Annotated in this window: 13 protein-coding genes, 1 tRNA gene and 3 rRNA genes; 13 read left to right on the top strand and 4 right to left on the bottom strand. The window is 42.0% G+C overall.

Features of this window, described 5'->3' with window-relative positions; genetic code table 11:
- The first annotated feature begins 141 nt into the window (after positions 1-141).
- The 13 genes from rsmC (at position 142) to C0W29_RS11775 (ending at position 20691) form a co-directional block, all read left to right on the top strand.
- Entirely contained in the window at positions 142-1161 is a 1020-nt protein-coding gene (gene rsmC / locus C0W29_RS11835; protein WP_045045101.1) for a 16S rRNA (guanine(1207)-N(2))-methyltransferase RsmC, read from the top strand.
- A 269-nt stretch (positions 1162-1430) separates the two neighbouring features.
- A complete protein-coding gene (locus tag C0W29_RS11830) occupies positions 1431-4805 on the top strand; it encodes a response regulator (RefSeq protein ID WP_045045100.1) in 3375 nt (1124 codons plus the stop codon).
- A 749-nt stretch (positions 4806-5554) separates the two neighbouring features.
- Entirely contained in the window at positions 5555-7231 is a 1677-nt protein-coding gene (locus C0W29_RS11825; RefSeq protein WP_036796067.1) for an ABC transporter substrate-binding protein, read from the top strand.
- Between the two features lie 145 nt (positions 7232-7376).
- Entirely contained in the window at positions 7377-8363 is a 987-nt protein-coding gene (locus C0W29_RS11820; protein ID WP_045042231.1) for an ABC transporter permease, read from the top strand.
- Positions 8364-8365: 2 nt separating this feature from the next.
- Entirely contained in the window at positions 8366-9394 is a 1029-nt protein-coding gene (locus C0W29_RS11815; RefSeq protein ID WP_045042230.1) for an ABC transporter permease, read from the top strand.
- A complete protein-coding gene (locus tag C0W29_RS11810) occupies positions 9394-10368 on the top strand; it encodes an ABC transporter ATP-binding protein (protein ID WP_036796073.1) in 975 nt (324 codons plus the stop codon). Before C0W29_RS11815 ends, C0W29_RS11810 begins: the two co-directional genes overlap by 1 nt.
- Before the next feature lie 42 nt (positions 10369-10410).
- Positions 10411-11406, top strand: coding sequence for an ABC transporter ATP-binding protein (locus C0W29_RS11805; RefSeq protein WP_045042229.1), 996 nt, complete (start codon positions 10411-10413; stop codon positions 11404-11406).
- A gap of 131 nt (positions 11407-11537) precedes the next feature.
- On the top strand, positions 11538-13274 hold the full coding sequence (locus C0W29_RS11800) for a glycoside hydrolase family 9 protein (RefSeq protein ID WP_045045099.1): 1737 nt from the start codon (positions 11538-11540) through the stop codon (positions 13272-13274).
- Positions 13267-14157 (top strand): glucosamine kinase nucleotide-binding domain-containing protein, encoded by an 891-nt coding sequence (locus C0W29_RS11795; RefSeq protein WP_045045098.1) that lies wholly within the window; start codon positions 13267-13269, stop codon positions 14155-14157. The genes C0W29_RS11800 and C0W29_RS11795 overlap by 8 nt, the downstream gene beginning before the upstream one ends.
- A gap of 10 nt (positions 14158-14167) precedes the next feature.
- Complete coding sequence (locus C0W29_RS11790; protein WP_045045097.1) at positions 14168-16096, top strand: beta-N-acetylhexosaminidase; 1929 nt, start codon at positions 14168-14170, stop codon at positions 16094-16096.
- A 41-nt stretch (positions 16097-16137) separates the two neighbouring features.
- On the top strand, positions 16138-18543 hold the full coding sequence (locus C0W29_RS11785) for a GH36-type glycosyl hydrolase domain-containing protein (RefSeq protein ID WP_045042225.1): 2406 nt from the start codon (positions 16138-16140) through the stop codon (positions 18541-18543).
- A 61-nt stretch (positions 18544-18604) separates the two neighbouring features.
- Positions 18605-20017, top strand: a complete 1413-nt coding sequence (locus C0W29_RS11780; protein WP_045045096.1) for a phosphoglucomutase/phosphomannomutase family protein — start codon at positions 18605-18607, stop codon at positions 20015-20017.
- A 284-nt stretch (positions 20018-20301) separates the two neighbouring features.
- Complete coding sequence (locus C0W29_RS11775) at positions 20302-20691, top strand: hypothetical protein (protein ID WP_045042223.1); 390 nt, start codon at positions 20302-20304, stop codon at positions 20689-20691.
- A 420-nt stretch (positions 20692-21111) separates the two neighbouring features.
- On the opposite strand, the gene C0W29_RS11770 is transcribed toward C0W29_RS11775, so the two are convergent.
- The 4 genes from C0W29_RS11770 to C0W29_RS11755 all read right to left on the bottom strand — a co-directional run.
- Positions 21112-21188: transfer RNA gene (locus C0W29_RS11770), tRNA-Asp, on the bottom strand.
- Between the two features lie 32 nt (positions 21189-21220).
- Positions 21221-21336: ribosomal RNA gene (rrf, locus tag C0W29_RS11765) — 5S ribosomal RNA — on the bottom strand.
- A gap of 46 nt (positions 21337-21382) precedes the next feature.
- Positions 21383-21498: ribosomal RNA gene (gene rrf / locus C0W29_RS11760) — 5S ribosomal RNA — on the bottom strand.
- A gap of 137 nt (positions 21499-21635) precedes the next feature.
- Positions 21636-21736, bottom strand: a 23S ribosomal RNA gene (locus C0W29_RS11755); the annotation flags it as partial.

Here is a 21736-nt window from a genome sequence, read left to right as displayed (position 1 = left end):
CTAGCTCGCCGTTATTATTAATAACAATAATGACGGCGGACTATGATTATAACTGTTCTACTGGCAGTGACTTTCCATCTGCCACTATTTATGGAACAATCCGCGCTCCTGAACCCTGATGTCTATTTTGAGGCCAGTTAAATGTCTTATTCCGCCGCGAGCCAAGTGGTTGCTCGTCAATCTGCGTTTTTTGAAAACCGTAAAGTCCTTATTGCCGGTGAACTAAACGATACCTTTGCCTCAGAATTATTATCAACGGCGCAGTCGGTAACAGTATTCACAACTAATTACGGCTACTTAGCTGATATTGAGCACCATCAAGCAATTGACTGTCATTTTGGCGCAGAACTTAATGCTGAACTAGATATTGATATGATTCTGCTGTACTGGCCAAAAGCAAAAGCTGAAGCTGACTATTTATTATCGATGCTACTAAGTAAGTTTGCTGCTGGAGTAGAGATTTGTATTGTTGGCGAAAATCGTAGTGGTGTCAGAAGCGCAGAAAAAATGTTTGCTCAATATGGCCCATTAACCAAATATGACTCAGCCCGTCGTTGCAGTTTTTACTGGGGACGTTGCGATACGCCTGCCGCTGGTTTTAATATTAATACCTGGTTCCGTAGCTACCCGATTAATATTGCAGGAGTCAGCCTTACTGTTCGTTCACTACCTGGCGTATTTAGCCATGGTGAATTTGATAAAGGCTCAGAACTACTACTGAATAATTTACCCGCCCTAAACGGCCGAGTTCTCGACTTTGGTTGTGGTGCAGGTGTTATTGGTGCGGTAATGAAAGCCAAATATCCGCAGATCGAACTAGACCTATGTGATATCAGTGCGCTAGCAATTGAATCAGCAAAAGAAACCTTTAAAGTTAATCAATTAACCGCAAATTTTATCGCAACCGATGTGTATAAAAACATCAATGGCCCTTACCAATATTTAATCAGTAACCCACCATTCCATGCTGGTTTAAAAACATTCTATACCGCTACTGAAACATTTATTAATCAAGCACCAAGTTATTTACATAATGGTGGGGAATTAGTGATCGTGGCTAACAGTTTTCTCCAATATCCACCATTAATTGAAGCAAGCCTTGGTCAATGTGATATCAGTACTCACACCAATAAATTTAATATTTATAACGCAAAAAAATGACCTGTTGCGGGCTGTAAGCAATCTTTGAATTTTATAAAGGGCAGTCAATACTGTCCTTTTTTATGACGTTAAATTTGTTAATTTTGTGTCTTTTGACACGAATCCATTCCTAGTGACTTGATTCATAATAAAAATATAGTATAAACGCTACAATTCATTACATTAAGTAAAGACGATAAAGGACAATCGTTAAAATCTTAATGGTCATTTTAACGTGGCTCGGGTTACCGTTAAAACCGTAAATACCAACATTTTATTCAGGCACCGGAATGCAGAATACTAAACGCTTCAAACGTCTTCAGCACACACTTATGCTGGCATTTTTAGTTCTCAGTATCACCCCATTGATATTGTCGGCACTCTATTTTCTTAATTCACATACTAAAGATTTAGCCGAGCAAAGTATTAGCCACCTAGCCTCTTTGCGTGATAATAAACAAAAACAACTCCAAAGTTTTTTTGCCGCCAAAGAGTCGGAAGTTAAGAGTTTTGCCCGCTCAGAATTATCCAATAATAGCGGTGGTCGCTTTTATGGCTTAGTCGGCGCCTTCCACCAACTCGGTAATATTGATTCACAATTAAATGCACAAGGCCGTGCTAATTATTTTAATTTAACTTTAACCACCAAAGGCAATCAAACCGTTAATAGCGGTTATATTGGTCATGAGCGTTATCGGTTAATGTTTAAACGCTATAATGCGGTTTATAACGAATACCTTAAACGCTCTGATTTTAAAGACATCATGTTGGTTGATATTTCAGGAGATGTAGTTTATTCCGTTAAGAATCATGACCTTTTCGGGGTAAACTTATTAGCTAAAAACACCTCATACTCGGCATTACAGCAAACATTTAAAGCTATCAAAACTAAAACTGAGCACAGTCAAAATAGTCCAGAGCAAGTACCAGTAGTGTTTACTGACTTTAGCGCTAACAGCCATAATACTGATACTACGGCTTGGTTTGCTGCGCCGATTATTCAACAAGGTTACTTACACAGCTATGTGTTTATGGAGCTGAGTAATAAAAAAGTTGCAGAGCTCATTAAAGACAATACTAAACACATTCAAACATTATTAGTCGGTAGCGATCATCAACTCCGTTTTGATGATAATGCACAATTACCGCCTCAACTCCAAAGCCAAAGCATTGATCAGGCATTAGCAGGCCAATCAGGGATTGGTAGCTTTATAAATTACGATAATATCCCCGTATTAGGTGCTTTTTCACCCCTCAATATTCTAGGACATCACTGGGCGTTAGTGGTTGAGTTTCCAGAAAAAGAAGCATTTGCACGTATCTTTGAGTTAGAGAAAATTTTTGCAGCTGCAATGGTAACCGCAATTATTTTAGTGATCATTACATCACACTGGTTATCTAACTCAATCACCGCCCCATTATTGCGTTTAACTTGGGCGGCTGAAAAAGCCTCTGGCGGAGATTTAGATCAAAAAATTGATGGTACCGAACGCCCTGATGAAATTGGTCGTTTAGCGATCAGTTTTGCCCGTATGCAACGCTCTATTCGTGAAAAAATTGGCCTTATTCGCCAGCAAAATAAAGAGTTAGAACATAGCCTTACTATTATTCGCCAACAAAACAATGAACTGCAAACCGCAGATAAAATGAAAGATGAGTTTCTGGCGACTACCTCGCATGAGTTACGCACCCCATTACACGGTATGGTGGGGATAGCTGAATCCTTATTAGCGGGTGCTAACGGCGCATTACATGAGCCGCAACGACGCCAATTAGAAATGATCATCAACAGTGGCCAACGCTTAACCACCCTGGTGGATGATCTGCTTGATTACCATAAGATGCGTTACGGCGATCTTGATATCAATCATCAAGCTGTTGATATGTCAGTAGCTATTCGATTGGTACTGGAATTATCTAGCCATTTACTTGGCAATAAACCTATTCGTATCATCAACCAAATTCCAGCAGATCTGCCGCTAGTCGATGCTGACGAACAACGGTTAGAACAAGTGCTATATAATCTCGTTGGTAACGCAATTAAATATACTTCAGAGGGTAAAATTATTTTATCCGCTACAGTATTAGAGCATCAATTACGAATTCAAGTCGTTGATACTGGGCAAGGAATCCCAAGTGACCAACTTGAACATATTTTTGAACCGTTAATCCAAGCTAACACTGGCTCTGCTAATTACCGTCAGGGCGCAGGGCTAGGACTTTCAATCAGTCGCCAACTAATCGAATTAATGGGCGGCCGCTTGTATGTCAGTAGCCAACAAATGGTTGGTACAACCTTTAGTTTCACCCTCAACTTAGCTAACGCCAATCAAATTGCGGCGATGGCAGCCAATCCAAATAATAATCACTTTAAAGCGCCATTATTGAATGCCGCTAGTTGTGATGGTTCTGATTTACCTGAAAACCCAGATGGTGAGTTACTCTTGGTTGTCGATGACGAGCCAGTAAATTTACAAATATTAACCAATTTCTTACGCCTTGCGGGTTACCGTGTTCAAACCGCTGAAAGTGGCCCTCAAGCATTAGCATTAATCGCGGAACAACAACCAGATCTGGTGTTGCTGGATATTATGATGCCAGAAATGAGCGGCTATGAAGTATGTACGACGCTACGTAAAGATCATTCAATGTTAGCGTTGCCAATCATTATGTTATCAGCCCTAGGACAGGTACAAGATCGCTTAAAAGGCTTTGAGTGCGGCGCCAATGACTACTTAACTAAACCATTTAATAAAGAAGAGTTGATTGCTCGTATTCGTGCTTATCTTCAAGCGGGAAAAACAGAAATTGAACGACAGAAAAACCATGCATTAGAGCAGGAGATTCACCGCCGTGAGCAGGTTGAAATTGGACTGATTGAAACCCAAAGCCGTCTACTAGGATTACTAGACTCAACCAGCGAAGCGATTATTTGCGTCCAACATGAAGGTCGAATCCGTTATGCAAATAATGCTGCAGGCAAACTATTCAAACGTACGCCTGAGTTGCTAGAACGCTATACCATTGATGATATTTTAGCGACACCACTTCCCATAACAATTAATGATAATCACCATTTTACTGGGTGTTTAAATTATTATATCGGTGATCAGCTGCAACAATTAACGACTGATGTCATCAATTTACCGATTGAATCTGGTCTTAAGCAAATGTTTGTGTTTGATAGCCAAGGACCATCAGCAGATCATCGAATTAATCTGCTCGAAAATGCCATTGATGTCTTATCTGAGTTTGCTTTTAATGGCGACAAAAATAACCTTCAACAATTACGCGAACTTGGCGGCGAGTTCACTCGTTTAGCCGATAAATTAGGCGATGGTGAACACAATAAAACGGAAATAATTCGCCAATTACTGGTCGATGCCATGAAAGCGACCCTGATATTTTGGGAAACAGAAGCACGTAAAAACAAATTTGAATTGGCAGAAGAAAGTGGGTTATGGCGAGTATATTTAGACCGTAGCACGCTTCAAACTCGTACCCTCGATAAGTACCTGCAACTTGAGACACTACCGAAAACACCACGTTGGCGTACCGTTATAAACACCATCGATTATGTATTAGAGCGATGCCCACAATCAAATGGCGCTCGCCAAGAGCTGGTCGTTATGCGTGATAAATTACATCGTATTATTAGCCAATAATAAGTCATTTAATTGATTGTAAAGGCCCGTTGTGGGCCTTTTTTATAGCCTCAGATTTAACCGTCACCGCTTAAAGCAACCTGCCGTCGCTATTGATATACCGCTACACAAGTAATAAATGGCCATGATTATTTATCAATACTAGTTAGCACTATAACTGATACCCATCACTTTTTTAGCACGTGAAATAATCACCTTTAAATCCGTATAAATGATTAAGTTCACACTCTGATTAGTGGTTAAAATTGAATCACTTTCATCAAAAAACATCATTTAAAGTGCGTAAAAATAAATACTTTTAGTTTATGAGAACCGAATCACAACAAACTCGTTTATTAAATTTTCCGTATGAAAATAAGCGCAAAAAACCACATGCGTTACATCACACCTATAAAAAAACAAAAAAAAACACCTATAAAACAATGAGAAAACCGATAGTAAGTACTAACAAAAATAATGTAACAACTAGATTCGTTTGTGACGTTAACCACGCTATTTACTGAACACTCAATCACGTAAAACAGTAAAATTAACGTTTTTGACGGCAACAATAACCTTTTTGACGTTTTTGACGGGCGACTGCGTTGACGATTAAGCCAATCCAGCCAATATTGATGTCACTGAGAACCTACAAGGCCATTCAATGGTTCAGCGTTACTCAGTTCCAATGAAGTAGGTTTGAGGCGCTCCAATGACGGAGCTAATTTTTATTTCCATTAGTGAAACAGAGCTAAGAGTAAGGAACAGCTATGCTTGCCAATATTAACAAAACTAAGTTAGCACTTGCAGTTGTTGCTGCAGCAACCGCTTTTACAGCACCCGTTGCTACTGCATCAGAAAAAAGCCAGCTAACAATCGTACCCGATTTTTACCCTACAATGGTACGTAACTTTAACCCATTCTTACAAACCAACCTTCGTACGACCACTGAGTTCGTTTATGAGCCATTGGTTATCTTTAACCAAATGCACGGTAACGAGCCTGTTATGCGTTTGGCGAAAGATTACTACATGTCTGATGACCTAATGAATGTTACGTTTGAAATTCGTGATGGCGTGAAATGGTCTGACGGTAAAGCGTTCACAGCTGAAGATGTTGTTTACTCTTTTAACCTGTTGAAAGACAAACCTGAACTTGACCAATACGGTATCAATAAGTGGGTTAAAGCAGTTAAGCAAGACGGTAACAAGGTTATCTTTGAACTAACAGCTGCTAACTCAAACGTTCCGTTTGAAATTTCTAAAGTATCAGTCGTTGCTAAGCATATTTGGAGCAAAGTTGAGAACCCAACAACTTTCACCAACGAGAACCCAGTAGGTACTGGTCCATTTACCGAGATCGAGACATTTACTCCTCAACTTTACGTTCAATGTCGTAACCCTAACTACTGGGATAACGCTAACTTAGAAGTTGACTGTTTACGTGTACCTCAAATCGCAAACAATGACCAACTACTGACTAAGATCATTAACTCAGAGTTAGATTGGACGTCATCGTTCATTCCAGATATCGACAGTACTTACGCTGCAGCAAATCCGAACCATAAATACTGGTACCCTGCTGCTGGTACTATGTCATTCATGTTGAACTATAAGTCGCCAAAAGCGGGTAACAACGAAGCAATCAATAATGTTGATTTCCGTCGTGCGTTCTCTATGGCAATTGACCGTCAAACTATCATCGACATCGCGTTCTACGGTGCAGGTACTCCGAACGATTACGCATCAGGTCTAGGTGATAGCTTCAAATCATGGTCTGACGAAGCAGTACATAATAAATACAAAGCTTACAACACTTACAACATCAAAGGCGCTAAAGAGCTACTTGCAAAAGCTGGCTTTAAAGACCTAGACGGCGACGGATTTGTTGAATCACCAAAAGGTGAGAAAATCGAGCTTGAAGTTCAGTCACCAAATGGTTGGACTGACTTTAACAACACTGTACAGCTAGGTGTTGAGCAGCTTCAAGAAGCAGGTATCAATGCGAAAGCACGTACTCCTGACTTTGCGGTTTACAACGAATCAATGTTAAACGGTACTTACGATGTAGCATTTACTAACTACTTCCACGGTGCCGATCCACACCTATACTGGGACAGTGCGTACAACTCACGTCTACAGCAAGGTGATGGTATGCCACGTTTCGCTATGCACTACTTCAAAAATGCACAGCTAGATACGCTTCTAGACAGCTTCTACAAAACCGCTGATAAGGGTGAGCAAATCAAGATTGCTCATGGTATTCAGAAAATCATTGCTGAGAATCAAATCACGATTCCTGTAATTTCTGGTGCTAACAACTTCCAATACAATGAAGGTCGCTTCACTGGTTGGTGGAACGAGAAGAACCCTAAAGGCCGTCCAATGGTATGGGCTGGCGTTCAAGAGCGTCTACTTCAAGTACTGGATCTAAAACCAAAAGCATAATTTCTGCTTAAATTTGCGGTGCACGCCTTGTGCACCGCCTCTTCCCTCTGTCCTTTTTGCAATCAAAGGTATGACGCTTGCGTCAGGGGGTTTTACGTCCTGAATTCAGCTCAGGAAGGCAAGCTGGATGTGTAAGGTGTGAGTTATGGGATTCTTTTTACGTCGTTTATCGTTTTATTTTATCGCGCTAATTTTCGCGGCAACGCTAAACTTTATTCTTCCGCGTGCGATGCCAGGTGACCCAGTTACCATGATGTTCGCAAACGCAACCGCGCAGGTAACTCCTGAGCGTATTGAAGCTATGAAAAAGCTACTAGGCTTTGTTGATGGTCCACTCTACGAGCAATACTTTTCGTATTTAGGCAACGTATTTACATGGAACCTCGGTACTTCAATTAAATTTTACCCATTATCAGTAAATGATTTACTCAGTGGTGCTATTGGCTGGTCACTATTCTTAGCTGGCTCTGCAGTAATTCTTTCATTCTGTCTCGGTTCGGTGTTTGGTATTTTCGCAGCATGGAAACGTGGCAGTAACTACGACACGTTTATCTCTCCAGGAATGCTGGTTATTCAAGCCGTTCCACCGGTTGTTATTGCGATGCTAGCGATGTTTACTTTTGCGATTGGCTTAAAATGGTTCCCAACAGGTAATGCATATACCGCTGGTGTTATTCCTGATTGGAGTAGCTTGGCATTCTATAAAGACGTGCTCTACCACGCCGCTCTACCTCTTTTCTGTGCCACGATCATTCAAATTGGCGGCTTTCTAATTGGCATGCGTAACAACATGATTAACCTACTCAATGAAGACTACATCACCATGGCAAAGGGAAAAGGCCTAAGTGAAAATCGTGTGGTATTCAACTATGCAGCCCGTAATGCAATGCTGCCAAGTGTAACGGCATTATCAATGGCGATGGGTATGGCTATCGGTGGTCAGTTAATTATCGAAATGATTTTCAACTACCCAGGTCTTGGTACGGTGATGTTAAATGCAATCCATTCACGAGATTACCAAGTACTACAAGGTCAGTTACTGATTATGACTATGTTTATGTTGTTCTTTAACTTTATGGCCGACATCCTAATCGTTGTGTTAGACCCTCGTCTACGTAAAGGAGGCAAATAATTATGAAAGCCTTATTTAAACTATTATCTGGCAACCCTAAAGCGATGTTCGGCTTAAGTATTATTACTCTTTTTCTGTTAGCTGCGATATTTGCACCACTGATCACCCAGTATGACCCACATAAGAGAACTGGAAATCCTCATGAATATCCAGCGTTCATTGTTAAAGCTGCACAAGACAATCCTGATGGCTGGATTGCTAAAAATTTGGCCACTAACAAGCGTACGTTATTGATGTCAAAAGATGCTGATCACGTATTAGGTACTTCTCGCATGGGGCGTGATATTTGGTCACAACTCGTCTATGGCGCACGTACTTCACTAGCGGTTGGCTTTGGTGCTGGCTTGATGGTGTGTTTCTTAGCAACAATCATTGGTATCTCAGCAGGTTATTTTGGCGGAAAAATTGATGAAATACTCACCGCTGGTATGAACATCATGCTGGTTATGCCTCAACTCCCAATCTTGTTCATTATTGCCGCCTTTATCGGTCAAGCAGGGCCGCTGACTATAGCGGTGGTTATCGCTGTCACCTCCTGGGCATGGGGTGCGCGTGTAGTACGAGCGCAAACCCTATCGATAAGAGAGAAAGAGTTTGTAAAAGCTGCTGAAGTATTAGGTGAATCATCAAGTCGTATTATTTTCATTGAGATTCTGCCAAACCTTATCTCTATCGTCGGCGCAAGTTTCATCGGTTCAGTAATGCTCGCTATTCAAGTAGAAGCCACCCTGTCTTTCTTAGGTCTTGGGGATCCAAATGGTATTAGCTGGGGAGTAATGCTGTACAACGTACAAACTTCATCATCAATGCTAGTCGGTGCTTGGTGGGAATTATTAGCCCCATGTGTCGCACTGATATTTATCGCTATTGGCCTTGCGATGCTGAACTTCGCTGTGGATGAAATTGCTAACCCACAATTACGTTCTCATAAAGGCATGCGTCGTTGGAAAAATCTTGCAAAAGAAAATGCAAAACAAGCACATCCGGTTGAAGCTATGCCTCAACCAGCACTAGAAGGCGGGACTAAATAATGACCGATCCACAAATCTCAATTCGTAATTTATGTGTTGATTACATTACTGATGCTGGCGATGTCCGTGCCGTTAATAATGTTAGCTTTGACATTGGTAAAGGTGAAATTTTTGGTCTTGCTGGTGAATCTGGCTGCGGTAAGTCGACCGTTGCTTTCTCACTCATGCGCTTACATAAGCCACCAGCATTCATTACCGGTGGTGAAGTGATCTTTGAAGGCCACGGTGACATCTTAAAGAAAACGGATATGGCAATGTCAGCTTTCCGTTGGAGTGAGATGTCAATGGTATTCCAAAGTGCGATGAACGCTTTGAACCCGGTATTAACCATGGAAGAGCAATTTTGTGATGTGATCATGCGTCACACCACCATGAACCGTAAGCAGGCTATTCGTCGTGCTGAAGGATTATTAGAAATTGTTGATATTCACCCAAGCCGCTTACGTGACTACCCGCACCAGTTCTCTGGCGGTATGCGTCAACGTCTAGTTATTGCGATTGCGCTGGCACTTAATCCCAAGATGATCATCATGGATGAGCCAACGACCGCATTGGACGTAGTCGTACAACGCGAAATTCTACAAAAGATTTATGCATTAAAAGAAGAGTTTGGCTTCTCAATTTTATTTATCACTCATGATTTATCTCTGATGGTCGAGTTCTCTGATCGTATCGGCATCATGTACTCAGGTGAGTTAATTGAAGTTGCACCATCAAAACAAATTCTTGAAACACCGTACCACCCATACACCGAAGGCTTGGGAAGTTCATTCCCACCGCTAACAGGCCCTAAAACACGCTTAACCGGCATTCCAGGTAATCCATTGAATTTACTTGAAATACCACAAGGTTGCCGCTTTCAAGCTCGCTGTGGAAAAACCCATCCAGCCTGCTTTAGCACTCCAACTCAGTTAAGCCAAATTGAACCAGGACGTTTATCAAACTGCCACCTATTTACCAATACGGGTAACTAGTAGCAACACACCGCATTCTATAGGCAGTATTTAGGAGACACTATGAGCAAGCCTGTCGGAACACCGATTATCGAAGGTAAAAATCTAATTAAAGATTTCTCGGTAAATAGTAATTCACTTAAAAAATCAAAGATGCGTGCGATTAACGATGTGTCTTTCAAAATGTACAAAAGCCGCGGCTTAGCTGTGGTTGGCGAATCAGGATCAGGTAAATCAACGACCGCTAAAATGATCGCGAAGATGTATGCTCCAAGTGGCGGTCAAATTGACTATTATGGTCGTGATATTCAAACAATCACTAGCCGTGATGACCTAATGGAGTACCGTCGCGGGGTACAAATGGTATGGCAAGATCCGTTTGGATCATTAAACCCTACTCATACTATTTTTCACCATATTGCGCGCCCATTACTGATCCACAATAAAGTATCAGCTGGCAATAAAAAAGAACTTGAAGAAACCGTTTACAGCTTATTAGAGCAAGTAGGTTTAATTCCACCTAAAGCGACAGCTGAAAAATTCCCTCATCAGCTTTCTGGTGGTCAACGCCAGCGTGTCAACTTAGCACGTAACATTGCGGTAGGTGCCGAAGTCGTATTGGCTGATGAACCAACGTCAATGCTGGATGTATCGATTCGCGCTGGTGTATTGAACTTGATGGAAGAGATGAAGTTTGAGCGCGAAATGGCGCTACTTTACATCACTCACGACATCGCAACTGCACGTTATATTGCGGAAGATCTCGCGGTTATGTATGTCGGCCATATGGTTGAGTGGGGCGATACTGAAGAGATCATTCATAACCCACAACACCCTTACACCCAACTCTTAGTATCAGCGGTACCGGATCCAAGTAAATCGATCCATACCAAACTAAAAGGCAATAAAGGCGAAATTCCATTATGGACACCTGACAGTTTTGGTTGCCCGTTTGCTGGTCGTTGTATGCAAGCAACAGACAAATGTCGCGAGAAATTACCAGCAGTAACACAGTTATCTGATAATCACTTTGTACGTTGTTACTTATACGAAAACTAAGCGACAAAGCTTAAGTTACACAATAAGCACTAATAACACTTTTACTTTTATATCCATGTTATTTGTCGCTCAAGCAATTTCGTGATGGTTCCGATAAGGAGCCATCACTTATTAGCGACATTGGAGGCCCTATGCAGCTGTTAATTAATCACCTTGGTTATGAGCGCTTTAATACAAAGCAGGCTTTACTACAAACAACATCCCAAACGCTCTCAGGCCATGCTGAACTAGTGTGCAATCAAACTAACCAAACTATTATGCAGCTACCATTAGTTGCGTGTGGTACCACCGCACAATGGCATACGGGCAATATTTACCAAGTCGACTTTTCGGCTTGCCAAGATGCTGGCGACTATCGCATTCGTTACGCCAACATTGAATCAACTGTTTTCAGCATTGCTGAAGGTTTATTAATGCGCCGTACCTTCAGTGATGTATTGCACTATTTCAAATCACAACGTTGCAGTGGTATTTATGACCAAGCTGACAACCAAGCTTTATTACTCAATAGTGATCTTCGCGTTGATGTTCGCGGTGGTTGGTACGATGCCTCGGGCGACGTCAGCAAATATTTAAGCCATCTTTCTTATGCTAATTATCTCAATCCTCAGCAAACACCGATGATTGTTTGGAACATGCTAAAAGCATATGAAATTGCCGAAGATCAAGCTGATATAGCTGATTTCACCCGCGTGCGATTGTTAGAAGAAGCGTTATTTGGCGCTGACTTTTTAGTACGTATGCAAAGTGATGACAGTTTCTTTTACATGACCGTATTTGATAAATGGAGCAAGTCGCCAGCACAACGTGATATCTGCGCTTATGCAACCCAAGACGGCATCAAAACTGATGATTATCAAGCTGGTTTCCGTCAAGGTGGTGGGGTAGCAATTGCCGCTTTAGCAGCCGCAGCTCGCATAACAACCTTGCCCTCTTGCTCACGCATTCCTCATTGTGACGCTCCGCAAAGCGAACTATACCTGCAAGCAGCTGAACGTGGTTATTGGCATTTAAAACAACATAATATCGCTTACCTCAACGATAACGCTGAAAATATTATTGATGAATACTGCGCCTTATTAGCCGCGGTAGAGCTATACCGCGCGACTCATCAAGATCGTTATTTAACTGAAATGCGAGATTGGGCGCAACGCTTAGCCGAGCGTCAAATGTCCGATGAAAATATTGACCATTACTGGTCAGCCACCACTGATGGTAGTCGTCCTTATTACCATGCAGCAGAAGCTGGTTTACCAGCAATTGCGCTGATGCAATATTTAGCAGCAGAGCCAGAATCGAAACAGCAACAACAACTGCAACCAACACTCATTAATGCACTTAATTTCGAATTAACACTGACGGCTGAAGTTAATAATCCGTTTGGTTATCCACGCCAATATACCAAAGCCATCGATGGCCACAAACAAACCGCTTTTTTTGTGGCACATAACAACGAGTCAGGCTATTGGTGGCAAGGTGAAAACGCTCGAATTGCTTCTCTCGCTAGCATGGCATTTATGGCGCAAGATCACCTAACCGACACCGCATTACAACAGCGACTTATGCAATATGGTCAGCAACTTATGAATTGGATCTTAGGTTTAAATCCATTTGATATGTGTATGCTAGATGGCCATGGCCACAATAATCCCGATTACCTTCCCCAGCTTGGTTTTAGTAATGCTAAAGGTGGTGTTTGTAATGGTATTACCTCCGGTTTTGATAATGAGCAAGACATTGCCTTTAATCCTGCAGGACAAAAAGATGACATGCTCCAAAACTGGCGTTGGGGCGAACAATGGATCCCACACGGTGGTTGGTACTTATTAGCGACCACACTGCAATTTAAGGAACGTCATCATGGTTGATTTTCCATTTGCTTACCTCGTCGGCGTTGATGGTGGCGGCACCTCGTGTCGCGCCCGTATTTGTGACTTATTCGGTAATATTTTAGGTGAAGCTAAAACCGGCAGCGCCAATATTTTACTGGGTGGTGAAATTGCGATGGCATCAATTCAACAAGCGATTGCCCTTGCCGCTCAACAGGCCCAATTAACGACGGCTGATTACCCAAACATGGCCGTCGGGCTTGCACTTGCAGGCGCTGAACAACAACAAGCATGGCATGCCTTCATGCAACAACCTCATCCATATGGCGCAATAACACTCAATACTGATGCCTACGGAGCTTGTTTAGGTGCTTGGGGTGGTAAAGATGGTGCAATTTTAATTTCAGGCACCGGCTCTTGCGGCATTTTACTGCTTGATGGTCAGCAACATGTAGTCGGTGGACGTGAATTTCCGATATCAGATCAAGGCAGTGGTGCCATTATGGGACTACGCCTGATTCAACAAGTACTACTCAGTGTTGATGGCATCGTGCCATCGACAGAATTAGCCCAACATGTATTAACTCATTTTGATAATGATATCGATGCCATTGTTAGCTGGTCAAAAACCGCTCGTCCTTGTGATTATGGTCAATTCTCTCCGGCTATTTTTACCTTTGCAACCCAAAATGACTCATTAGCAGTATCGCTGTTACAACAGACTGCCGCTGATATTGAAATGTGGATGCAAGCATTGATTTTACGTGGCGCAAGCAGTATTTGCCTGATGGGGGGTATTGGTGAACGCATTCAAGCATGGCTAACACCACCAATGCAACAACGTATAGCGATACCACAAGGTGATGCGATGGATGGTGCGATTGTAATGGCACGTGGCAACCACAACTTATTTGTACGCTAAGGAAATATAAATGACTTATCGTCTTGATTTTACAGTAATAGAAAAAGTAGATGGTTATTGCCGCTATGCGCTAAGTTTGCATAACTTAACCGATCAAACCCTGCATGGATGGTCACTGTATTTCTTCATTAGCCGTTGCATTGATCCTGCCAGTGTTTCTGTTGGCGCCATTAGTCAAATTGGCAGTTATAGCCATTTATCACAATTACCACCATTAATGGCTAATGGGCATTTTTATACTGAATTTACCATGAAGACAATGCCGTTCAATCTGCATGATGATGGTATTAATGAAGCATTTATTGCATTGGATAGCGACCAAGATTCGATTCAACCATTAAAAGTACACACGACCACTATTAATTTAGATCAAGATCCGATCGAGCGTTACTGTACCCCACTCCCAAGTGTTGGCTGTGACATTGCGTTAATTCCGCAACCAAACCATTTAACCCGCCTTCAAGGTGAGTTCATTTTTAACCAAGCGACCGCAATTGAAACCCCACCGCTCTTAGCACAAGGTGCGATTAATTGGTTAAGCGCTGAATTTAAAAAACATTTTAACGAAACTATGCCTATTCATCCGCAAGGGAATATTCATTATCGCGTTAGCAATGACATTGTCGAACATGGTTATCAATTACTGATCGAAACCGATAACATTTGGATTCAAGCCAGTTCAGCGACTGGTTTCGTACATGCAACATCAACGTTATTGCAGTTGCTACCCAATACTCCAAGTCATACCGCTGCGGGTGCTTATTGCTTACCAATGGTGGAAGTAATCGATCAGCCACATTATAACTACCGCGGCATGATGCTTGATTGCGGGCGTCACTTTCACCCCGTCGATCGAATTAAGCACCTACTTGATCATTTAGCACGTTATAAATTCAATACTTTCCATTGGCATCTAACTGATGATGAAGGCTGGCGAATTGAAATTGACGCCTACCCTCAATTAACTGAGATTGGTGCGTGGCGCGGCCCAAATGAAATTATCGCTCCACAATTTAGTCATATTGATCAACGCTATGGCGGATTTTATACCAAGCAAGATATTCGCGAGGTCATTGCCTACGCCAGTGATCGTGGCATTAGCATCATTCCTGAAATTGATATTCCGGGTCATAGTCGTGCGGCAATTTTATCACTGCCTGAACTGTTACAAGATCCAGCGGATCATTCGATCTATCGCAGTATTCAGAACTACCCTGACAATATTTTATCACCAGCATTAGCGGGAACTTACACCTTCATTAAAACCGTACTTGAAGAAGTATGTGAACTATTTCCTGCACCTTTTGTGCATATTGGTGCCGATGAAGTGCCTAAAGGCGTATGGACCGACAGTGCTGCGTGCCAACAATTAATGGCTGATAACAACTACCACGACCCGATGGAATTACAAGGTCACCTATTACGTTTTGCCGAACAAGTATTACAAGCGAAAGGCAAACGAATGATGGGCTGGGAAGAAGCAACCCATGGAAATAAAGTCAGTAAAGACACCGTAATATATTCATGGCTCAGTGAAGAAGCCGGCCTTGAATGCGTAAAAAATGGCTTTGATGTGGTAATGCAACCAGCACAAGCCACCTACCTCGATCTCGCGCAAGGTTACTCTGCTGACGAGGCTGGCGTCGATTGGGCAGGTAAATTAACACTGGATAATGTTTACAATTATCATCCACTTAGCATGCTACCGGAGCAAAATTCTGCGCGGCAGCACATTTTAGGCATTCAAACTGCACTTTGGTCAGAATTAATTAATAACCAAAGCAGATTTGAATATATGATTTATCCGCGCTTACTGGCGGTATCGGAGATCTGCTGGAGTAAACCACAACATCGCAACTGGGATGACTTTAAAGCACGCTTAAAAGGTCAACTTAACTATCTAGATAAGGCGGGTATTAATTACCGCCACTGTGAATAACCACGTACACAGAACAGTAAATATTTTAAGGATTAGAAATAATGAAATACGGTTATTTTGACAACGGCAATAAAGAGTATGTTATCACTCGACCTGATGTCCCAGCACCATGGACCAATTACCTTGGTACTGAAAAGTTCTGTACAGTGATTTCACAAAATGCCGGTGGTTACTCTTTCTATAAGTCACCAGAATACAATCGCGTTACTAAATTCCGTCCAAATGCGACATTTGATCGTCCAGGGCATTATGTTTACCTACGCGATGATGCGACAGGTGATTACTGGTCAATCTCATGGCAGCCAGTAGCAAAAAGTCTTGATGAAGCTAAATATGAAGTACGCCATGGCTTGTCATACTCAAAATTTGCTTGTGAATACAACGGTATTTCAGCTCAGAAAACCTTATTCGTACCCATTGGTGAAGATGCTGAAATCTGGGATGTGGTTCTAAAAAACACCACCGATGAAGTGCGTACTATCAGTGCGTTCTCATTTGTTGAATTCTCATTCAGCCACATTCAATCTGACAACCAAAATCATCAGATGAGCCTTTACTCAGCAGGCACATCTTACAATGATGGCGTAATTGAATACGACCTGTATTACAACACTAATGATAAAGAAGGTTACTACTACTTAGCATCAAGTTTCGAACCTGATAGCTATGATGGTCAACGTGATACTTTCATCGGTGCGTACCGTGATGAGTCCAACCCAATTGCAGTTGAAAAAGGCCGTTGTTCTAACCACGTCCAAACCTGTTACAACCATTGTGGTTCGCTACACAAGCAATTCACGCTACAACCCGGTGAAGAAGTTCGTTTTAACTACATTCTAGGTATTGGTAAAAACGAAGGCCAACGTCTACGTCAAAAATACCAAGACAGCGCTGCCGTTGATACTGCATTTGCGGAAATTAAACATCACTGGGAAAGCCGCTGTAACAAGTTTAAAGTAACATCGCCAAATGAAGGCCTTGATACAATGATCAACGCTTGGACACTATACCAAGCGGAAACTTGTGTTGTATGGTCACGCTTTGCTTCATTCATCGAAGTCGGTGGTCGTACCGGTCTTGGTTACCGTGATACCGCACAAGACGCTATCTCTGTGCCACACTCTAACCCAGTAATGACACGTAAGCGTTTAGTCGATTTACTTCGTGGTCAAGTGAAAGCCGGTTATGGTTTACACCTGTTTGATCCTGATTGGTTCGATCCAGACATGGCTGATGTTGAGCCATCAAAATCACCAACAGTAGTACCAACACCAAGTGATGCTGATAAGATCCATGGCATTGATGATACTTGTTCAGATGACCACCTATGGTTAGTCCCTACTATCTGTAAGTACGTCACAGAAACTGGCGAAGAAAGCTTCCTTGACGAAGTGATCCCATACGCTGACGGCGGCGATGCAACTGTTTATGATCACATGAAAGCAGCGCTTGATTTCTCTGCCGAATATGTTGGTCAAACCGGTATCTGTAAAGGTCTACGTGCCGATTGGAATGACTGCCTAAACTTAGGCGGCGGTGAATCAGCAATGGTATCGTTCCTGCACTTTTGGGCACTACAAGAATTTATTCAACTGGCTAAATACCAAGGTAAAGCAGCTGATGTTGAAAAATACACTGAAATGGCAGCCAATGTGCGTGAAGCCTGTGAAACCCATTTATGGGATGACGAAGGTGGCTGGTACATTCGTGGTTTAACCAAAAACGGCGACAAGATTGGTACTGCGCAACAAACTGAAGGCCGTATTCATTTAGAATCAAATACCCTTGCTGTTCTGTCTGGCATGGCATCACAAGATCGTGGTGAGCAAGCAATGGATGCTGTTGATGAAAACCTTTACTCAGACTATGGCTTACATCTTAATGCACCGTCATTCTCAACCCCTAACGATGACATTGGTTTTGTAACCCGTGTCTACCAAGGTGTTAAAGAGAATGGGGCAATCTTCTCGCATCCAAACCCATGGGCATGGGTAGCAGAAGCCAAACTAGGCCGTGGTGATCGTGCAATGAAGTTCTACGATGCACTTAACCCATACAACCAAAACGACATGATTGAAACACGTATGGCTGAACCTTACTCGTACGTGCAATTTATCATGGGTCGTGATCACCAAGATCATGGTCGAGCCAACCACCCATGGTTAACCGGTACTTCAGGTTGGGCTTACTTTGCGGTAACTAACTTTATTCTAGGTGTTCAAACTGGTTTTGATGGCTTAACAATTAATCCATGTATTCCAACTGAATGGCCAGGGTTTGAAGTAACGCGTGAATGGCGTGGTGCAACGTACAACATTAACGTCACTAACCCAGATCATGTTAGCAAAGGCATTAAATCTATCGTGCTTAACGGTCAGCCAGTCGATGGCGCAATTGCACCTCAAGCTGAAGGCTCTGTGAATACTGTTACTGTAGTAATGGGCTAACCACTTTCGGGGAGTAGCTTTACTCCCCATTTTATTTTGCGAGAGAAATAGGAGTTCCTCCATGATTCAATTTGGAACCGGTGGTTGGCGTGCTTTTATTGGCGAAGAGTTTACTCAAGCTAATGTACGTTTAGTCGCACAAGCTATTGCCAATATTATGATCACCGAATCAGTGACTGATAAAGGATTTATTATCGGTTATGACCGCCGCTTTTTATCAGATAAAGCCGCAACATGGTTTGCTGAAGTATTAGCTGGAAATAACATTAAATGTAGTTTTATCAATCGCTTTGTACCAACACCGATTGTAATGTTCAAAGCTAAACAAACTGGTGCAATCTACTCGGCATGTATTACCGCATCGCATAATCCAGCAGATTACAACGGCATTAAAGTCTTTATCGAAGGCGGCCGTGATGCTGATGAGATCATTACGCAAAAGATAGAACAACAAATTTCAGTATTAACTGAGGCTGATATTAAGCTGGTTGACTTTGAACAGGCACAACGTGATAAATTAATTGAAATCATCAATCCGATGAACGAATTCGTTGATTCTGTTATTGATTTACTTGATTTAGAAGCCATTAAAAAAGCCAACTTGCGCGTACTGATCGATCCAATGTTTGGCGTTGCAAAAAATGCATTACAAACGGTGTTGATCACCGGTCGCTGTGATGTTGATGTCATCAATGATGGTGAAAACCCAGGCTTTGGCGGTTTAATGCCATCACCTAGTGCGGCAACACTTTACCGTCTTAAACACTTAGTCGCTCAAGAAGGTTATGACATTGGTATTGGTACTGATGGCGATGCCGATCGTTTAGGTATCATTGATGAAAAAGGTAACTTTATTCATCCTAATGAAGTGCTATTACTACTGTATTACTACCTACTTGAATACAAAGGCTGGAAAGGTTCTGTGGTGCGTAATATTGCTACCACCCACCTACTTGATAAAGTCGCAGCTGCTTATGGTGAAAAATCATTTGAAGTTCCCGTCGGCTTTAAACACATCAGCTCGCAAATGGAAGCAGATGATTCATTACTCGGTGGTGAAAGTTCTGGTGGCCTAACCATTCGTGGTCATATTAAAGGTAAAGATGGCATCTTTGCATCGAGTTTATTAGTTGAAATGATCAGTTCAACCGGTAAGAAACTCTCGGAACTATTAGATGAAATCTATACCCGCTTTGGTTATGCCTATACCGCAGAAGGTGACTGTACCTTTAAAGCCGCTGAACGTGATCGTCTATATAATAAAATTTATATCGAAAAATCATTACCAGAATTTGCTTACGAAATCGAAAAAGTTAGCTACGCTGATGGCGCTAAAGTTTACTTTAAAAATGGTGGCTGGGCGATTGCACGCTTCTCCGGCACAGAGCCATTACTGCGCCTGTTTGTAGAAATGGAAGATCAAACTCAAGCAGAAGCCGTTTTATTACAATTTAAACAATTTCTTGCTGTATAAGTAGTTAATTATTTTCATTGCTAAGTCCTAGTAACACGCCTTATAGCTGTTACATTGTGCAGATCAGTTACTCTGATCTTTGCCATCGGGTAGTCGCTTGACTACCCTTTTCTTTATTATACCGCTTTGATTAATACCAGTAATAATAATCAATACTTGCTCACAAACTCTGATTTTTTACCTATCAATAAACTGAAAAACGCATTACTTCACATACAAACTCCTAATTTAAGTCCATGCTTATTTAATCGAAGCAACACGTTCTACGTAAGTAAGGAGTTGTTATGAAGAAGGGTATCATTGCTATCATTATGATTGCGCTCGCAATATTATTTAGCGAACATTTTCACTCATTCTCAGTTGGCTTTACACTGGCGATTGTCGCGGTAAGTTGCGGCTATTTAATTGCTTATCAAGCTATCCGTCGACCACAGTATGCTATGAGTTTTTTAGTTGTAGCAGCATTAGCTAAACTTGCCATTACTATTACAGGTGTGATTTGGGTCTTCTCAGCCGACATTATTCATTCTCCGCTAACATTTCTTGTCGCCTACGCCCTATTCTCTGTAATTATTACTTATGTTGTCTCACGCTACCGCGCTCATCGCCGTGATATTAGTGACCAACAACAACGCGAAATTTTTCACACCGGTCTCTATGAGGAATTGAAATAGTTTTCTACAGACGAAAAAACCTGAATCTTTTGATTCAGGTTTCTTCAATAATGTGAAGTGGACGGGACTTGCCATATCTAATATGACAACCAAAGCATCAGCGCGCCCTTTTTCTATCACATAATAACCGTGGCAGGCTGCTAAGCTTCTTAATCGAAACTAACTTATGGCTTAATCCTCTGCCGTCATTCCCTACAGTGAGGTTACGAACGAGATAGGGAATCAATTTTATCAGCACGTTGTAGAGTTATTGTTTTAACTGCTTTTTTATTGGTTTCTTTAATACTCAAACACGTGATGAGCAGATCACGGATAGCTCGTGCCTCCCTTCCGAGATGACGGATGATAGCCCACGCTATAATTACCATTTTCTACAGACGAAAAAAAACCTGAATCGTTAAATTCAGGTTTCTTCAATAATGGCGGAGTGGACGGGACTCGAACCCGCGACCCCCGGCGTGACAGGCCGGTATTCTAACCAACTGAACTACCACTCCGCAGTGTCTATTCAGCATTTAAGCAATTTGAAACTTAGCAATGACCTACTCTCACATGGGGAGACCCCACACTACCATCGGCGCTACAACGTTTCACTTCTGAGTTCGGTAAGGGATCAGGTGGTACCGTTGTGCTATGGTCGCTAAGTAAATTCGTGTCTATTACCGTTAAAAAACAATAATATAAATTTGAAGCCTGGCGATGTCCTACTCTCACATGGGGAGACCCCACACTACCATCGGCGCTATTACGTTTCACTACTGAGTTCGGCAAGGGATCAGGTGGGTCCATAACGCTATGGTCGCCAAGCAAATTCTGTTTTATTTACCGCCTTATGGCAATAAATAGCAATCTGGGAAAATCTAACTAGTTGTTCTCAACACGCATTCAAGCGTTTGCAGAGTCCGTCTCTTCTCTTTGGAGAAGAAAAACCCCTTGGGTGTTGTATGGTTAAGCCTCACGGGCAATTAGTATCAGTTAGCTCAATGCCTCGCAGCACTTACACACCTGACCTATCAACGTTGTAGTCTTCAACAACCCTTTAGAG

Source organism: Photobacterium kishitanii (assembly GCF_003026355.1).
In the GTDB taxonomy this organism is placed as follows: domain Bacteria; phylum Pseudomonadota; class Gammaproteobacteria; order Enterobacterales; family Vibrionaceae; genus Photobacterium; species Photobacterium kishitanii.
This window is presented reverse-complemented; position numbering and strand designations above follow the sequence as displayed.

Bases quoted from the DNA above. Each gene is read 5' to 3' on its own strand.
- C0W29_RS11790 (WP_045045097.1), top strand. From the start codon at position 14,168: ATGACTTATCGTCTTGATTTTACAGTAATAGAAAAAGTAGATGGTTAT.
- C0W29_RS11805 (WP_045042229.1), top strand. From the start codon at position 10,411: ATGAGCAAGCCTGTCGGAACACCGATTATCGAAGGTAAAAATCTAATT.
- C0W29_RS11830 (WP_045045100.1), top strand. From the start codon at position 1,431: ATGCAGAATACTAAACGCTTCAAACGTCTTCAGCACACACTTATGCTG.
- C0W29_RS11810 (WP_036796073.1), top strand. From the start codon at position 9,394: ATGACCGATCCACAAATCTCAATTCGTAATTTATGTGTTGATTACATT.
- C0W29_RS11800 (WP_045045099.1), top strand. From the start codon at position 11,538: ATGCAGCTGTTAATTAATCACCTTGGTTATGAGCGCTTTAATACAAAG.
- C0W29_RS11825 (WP_036796067.1), top strand. From the start codon at position 5,555: ATGCTTGCCAATATTAACAAAACTAAGTTAGCACTTGCAGTTGTTGCT.
- rsmC (WP_045045101.1), top strand. From the start codon at position 142: ATGTCTTATTCCGCCGCGAGCCAAGTGGTTGCTCGTCAATCTGCGTTT.
- C0W29_RS11780 (WP_045045096.1), top strand. From the start codon at position 18,605: ATGATTCAATTTGGAACCGGTGGTTGGCGTGCTTTTATTGGCGAAGAG.
- C0W29_RS11785 (WP_045042225.1), top strand. From the start codon at position 16,138: ATGAAATACGGTTATTTTGACAACGGCAATAAAGAGTATGTTATCACT.
- C0W29_RS11775 (WP_045042223.1), top strand. From the start codon at position 20,302: ATGAAGAAGGGTATCATTGCTATCATTATGATTGCGCTCGCAATATTA.
- C0W29_RS11815 (WP_045042230.1), top strand. From the start codon at position 8,366: ATGAAAGCCTTATTTAAACTATTATCTGGCAACCCTAAAGCGATGTTC.
- C0W29_RS11795 (WP_045045098.1), top strand. From the start codon at position 13,267: ATGGTTGATTTTCCATTTGCTTACCTCGTCGGCGTTGATGGTGGCGGC.
- C0W29_RS11820 (WP_045042231.1), top strand. From the start codon at position 7,377: ATGGGATTCTTTTTACGTCGTTTATCGTTTTATTTTATCGCGCTAATT.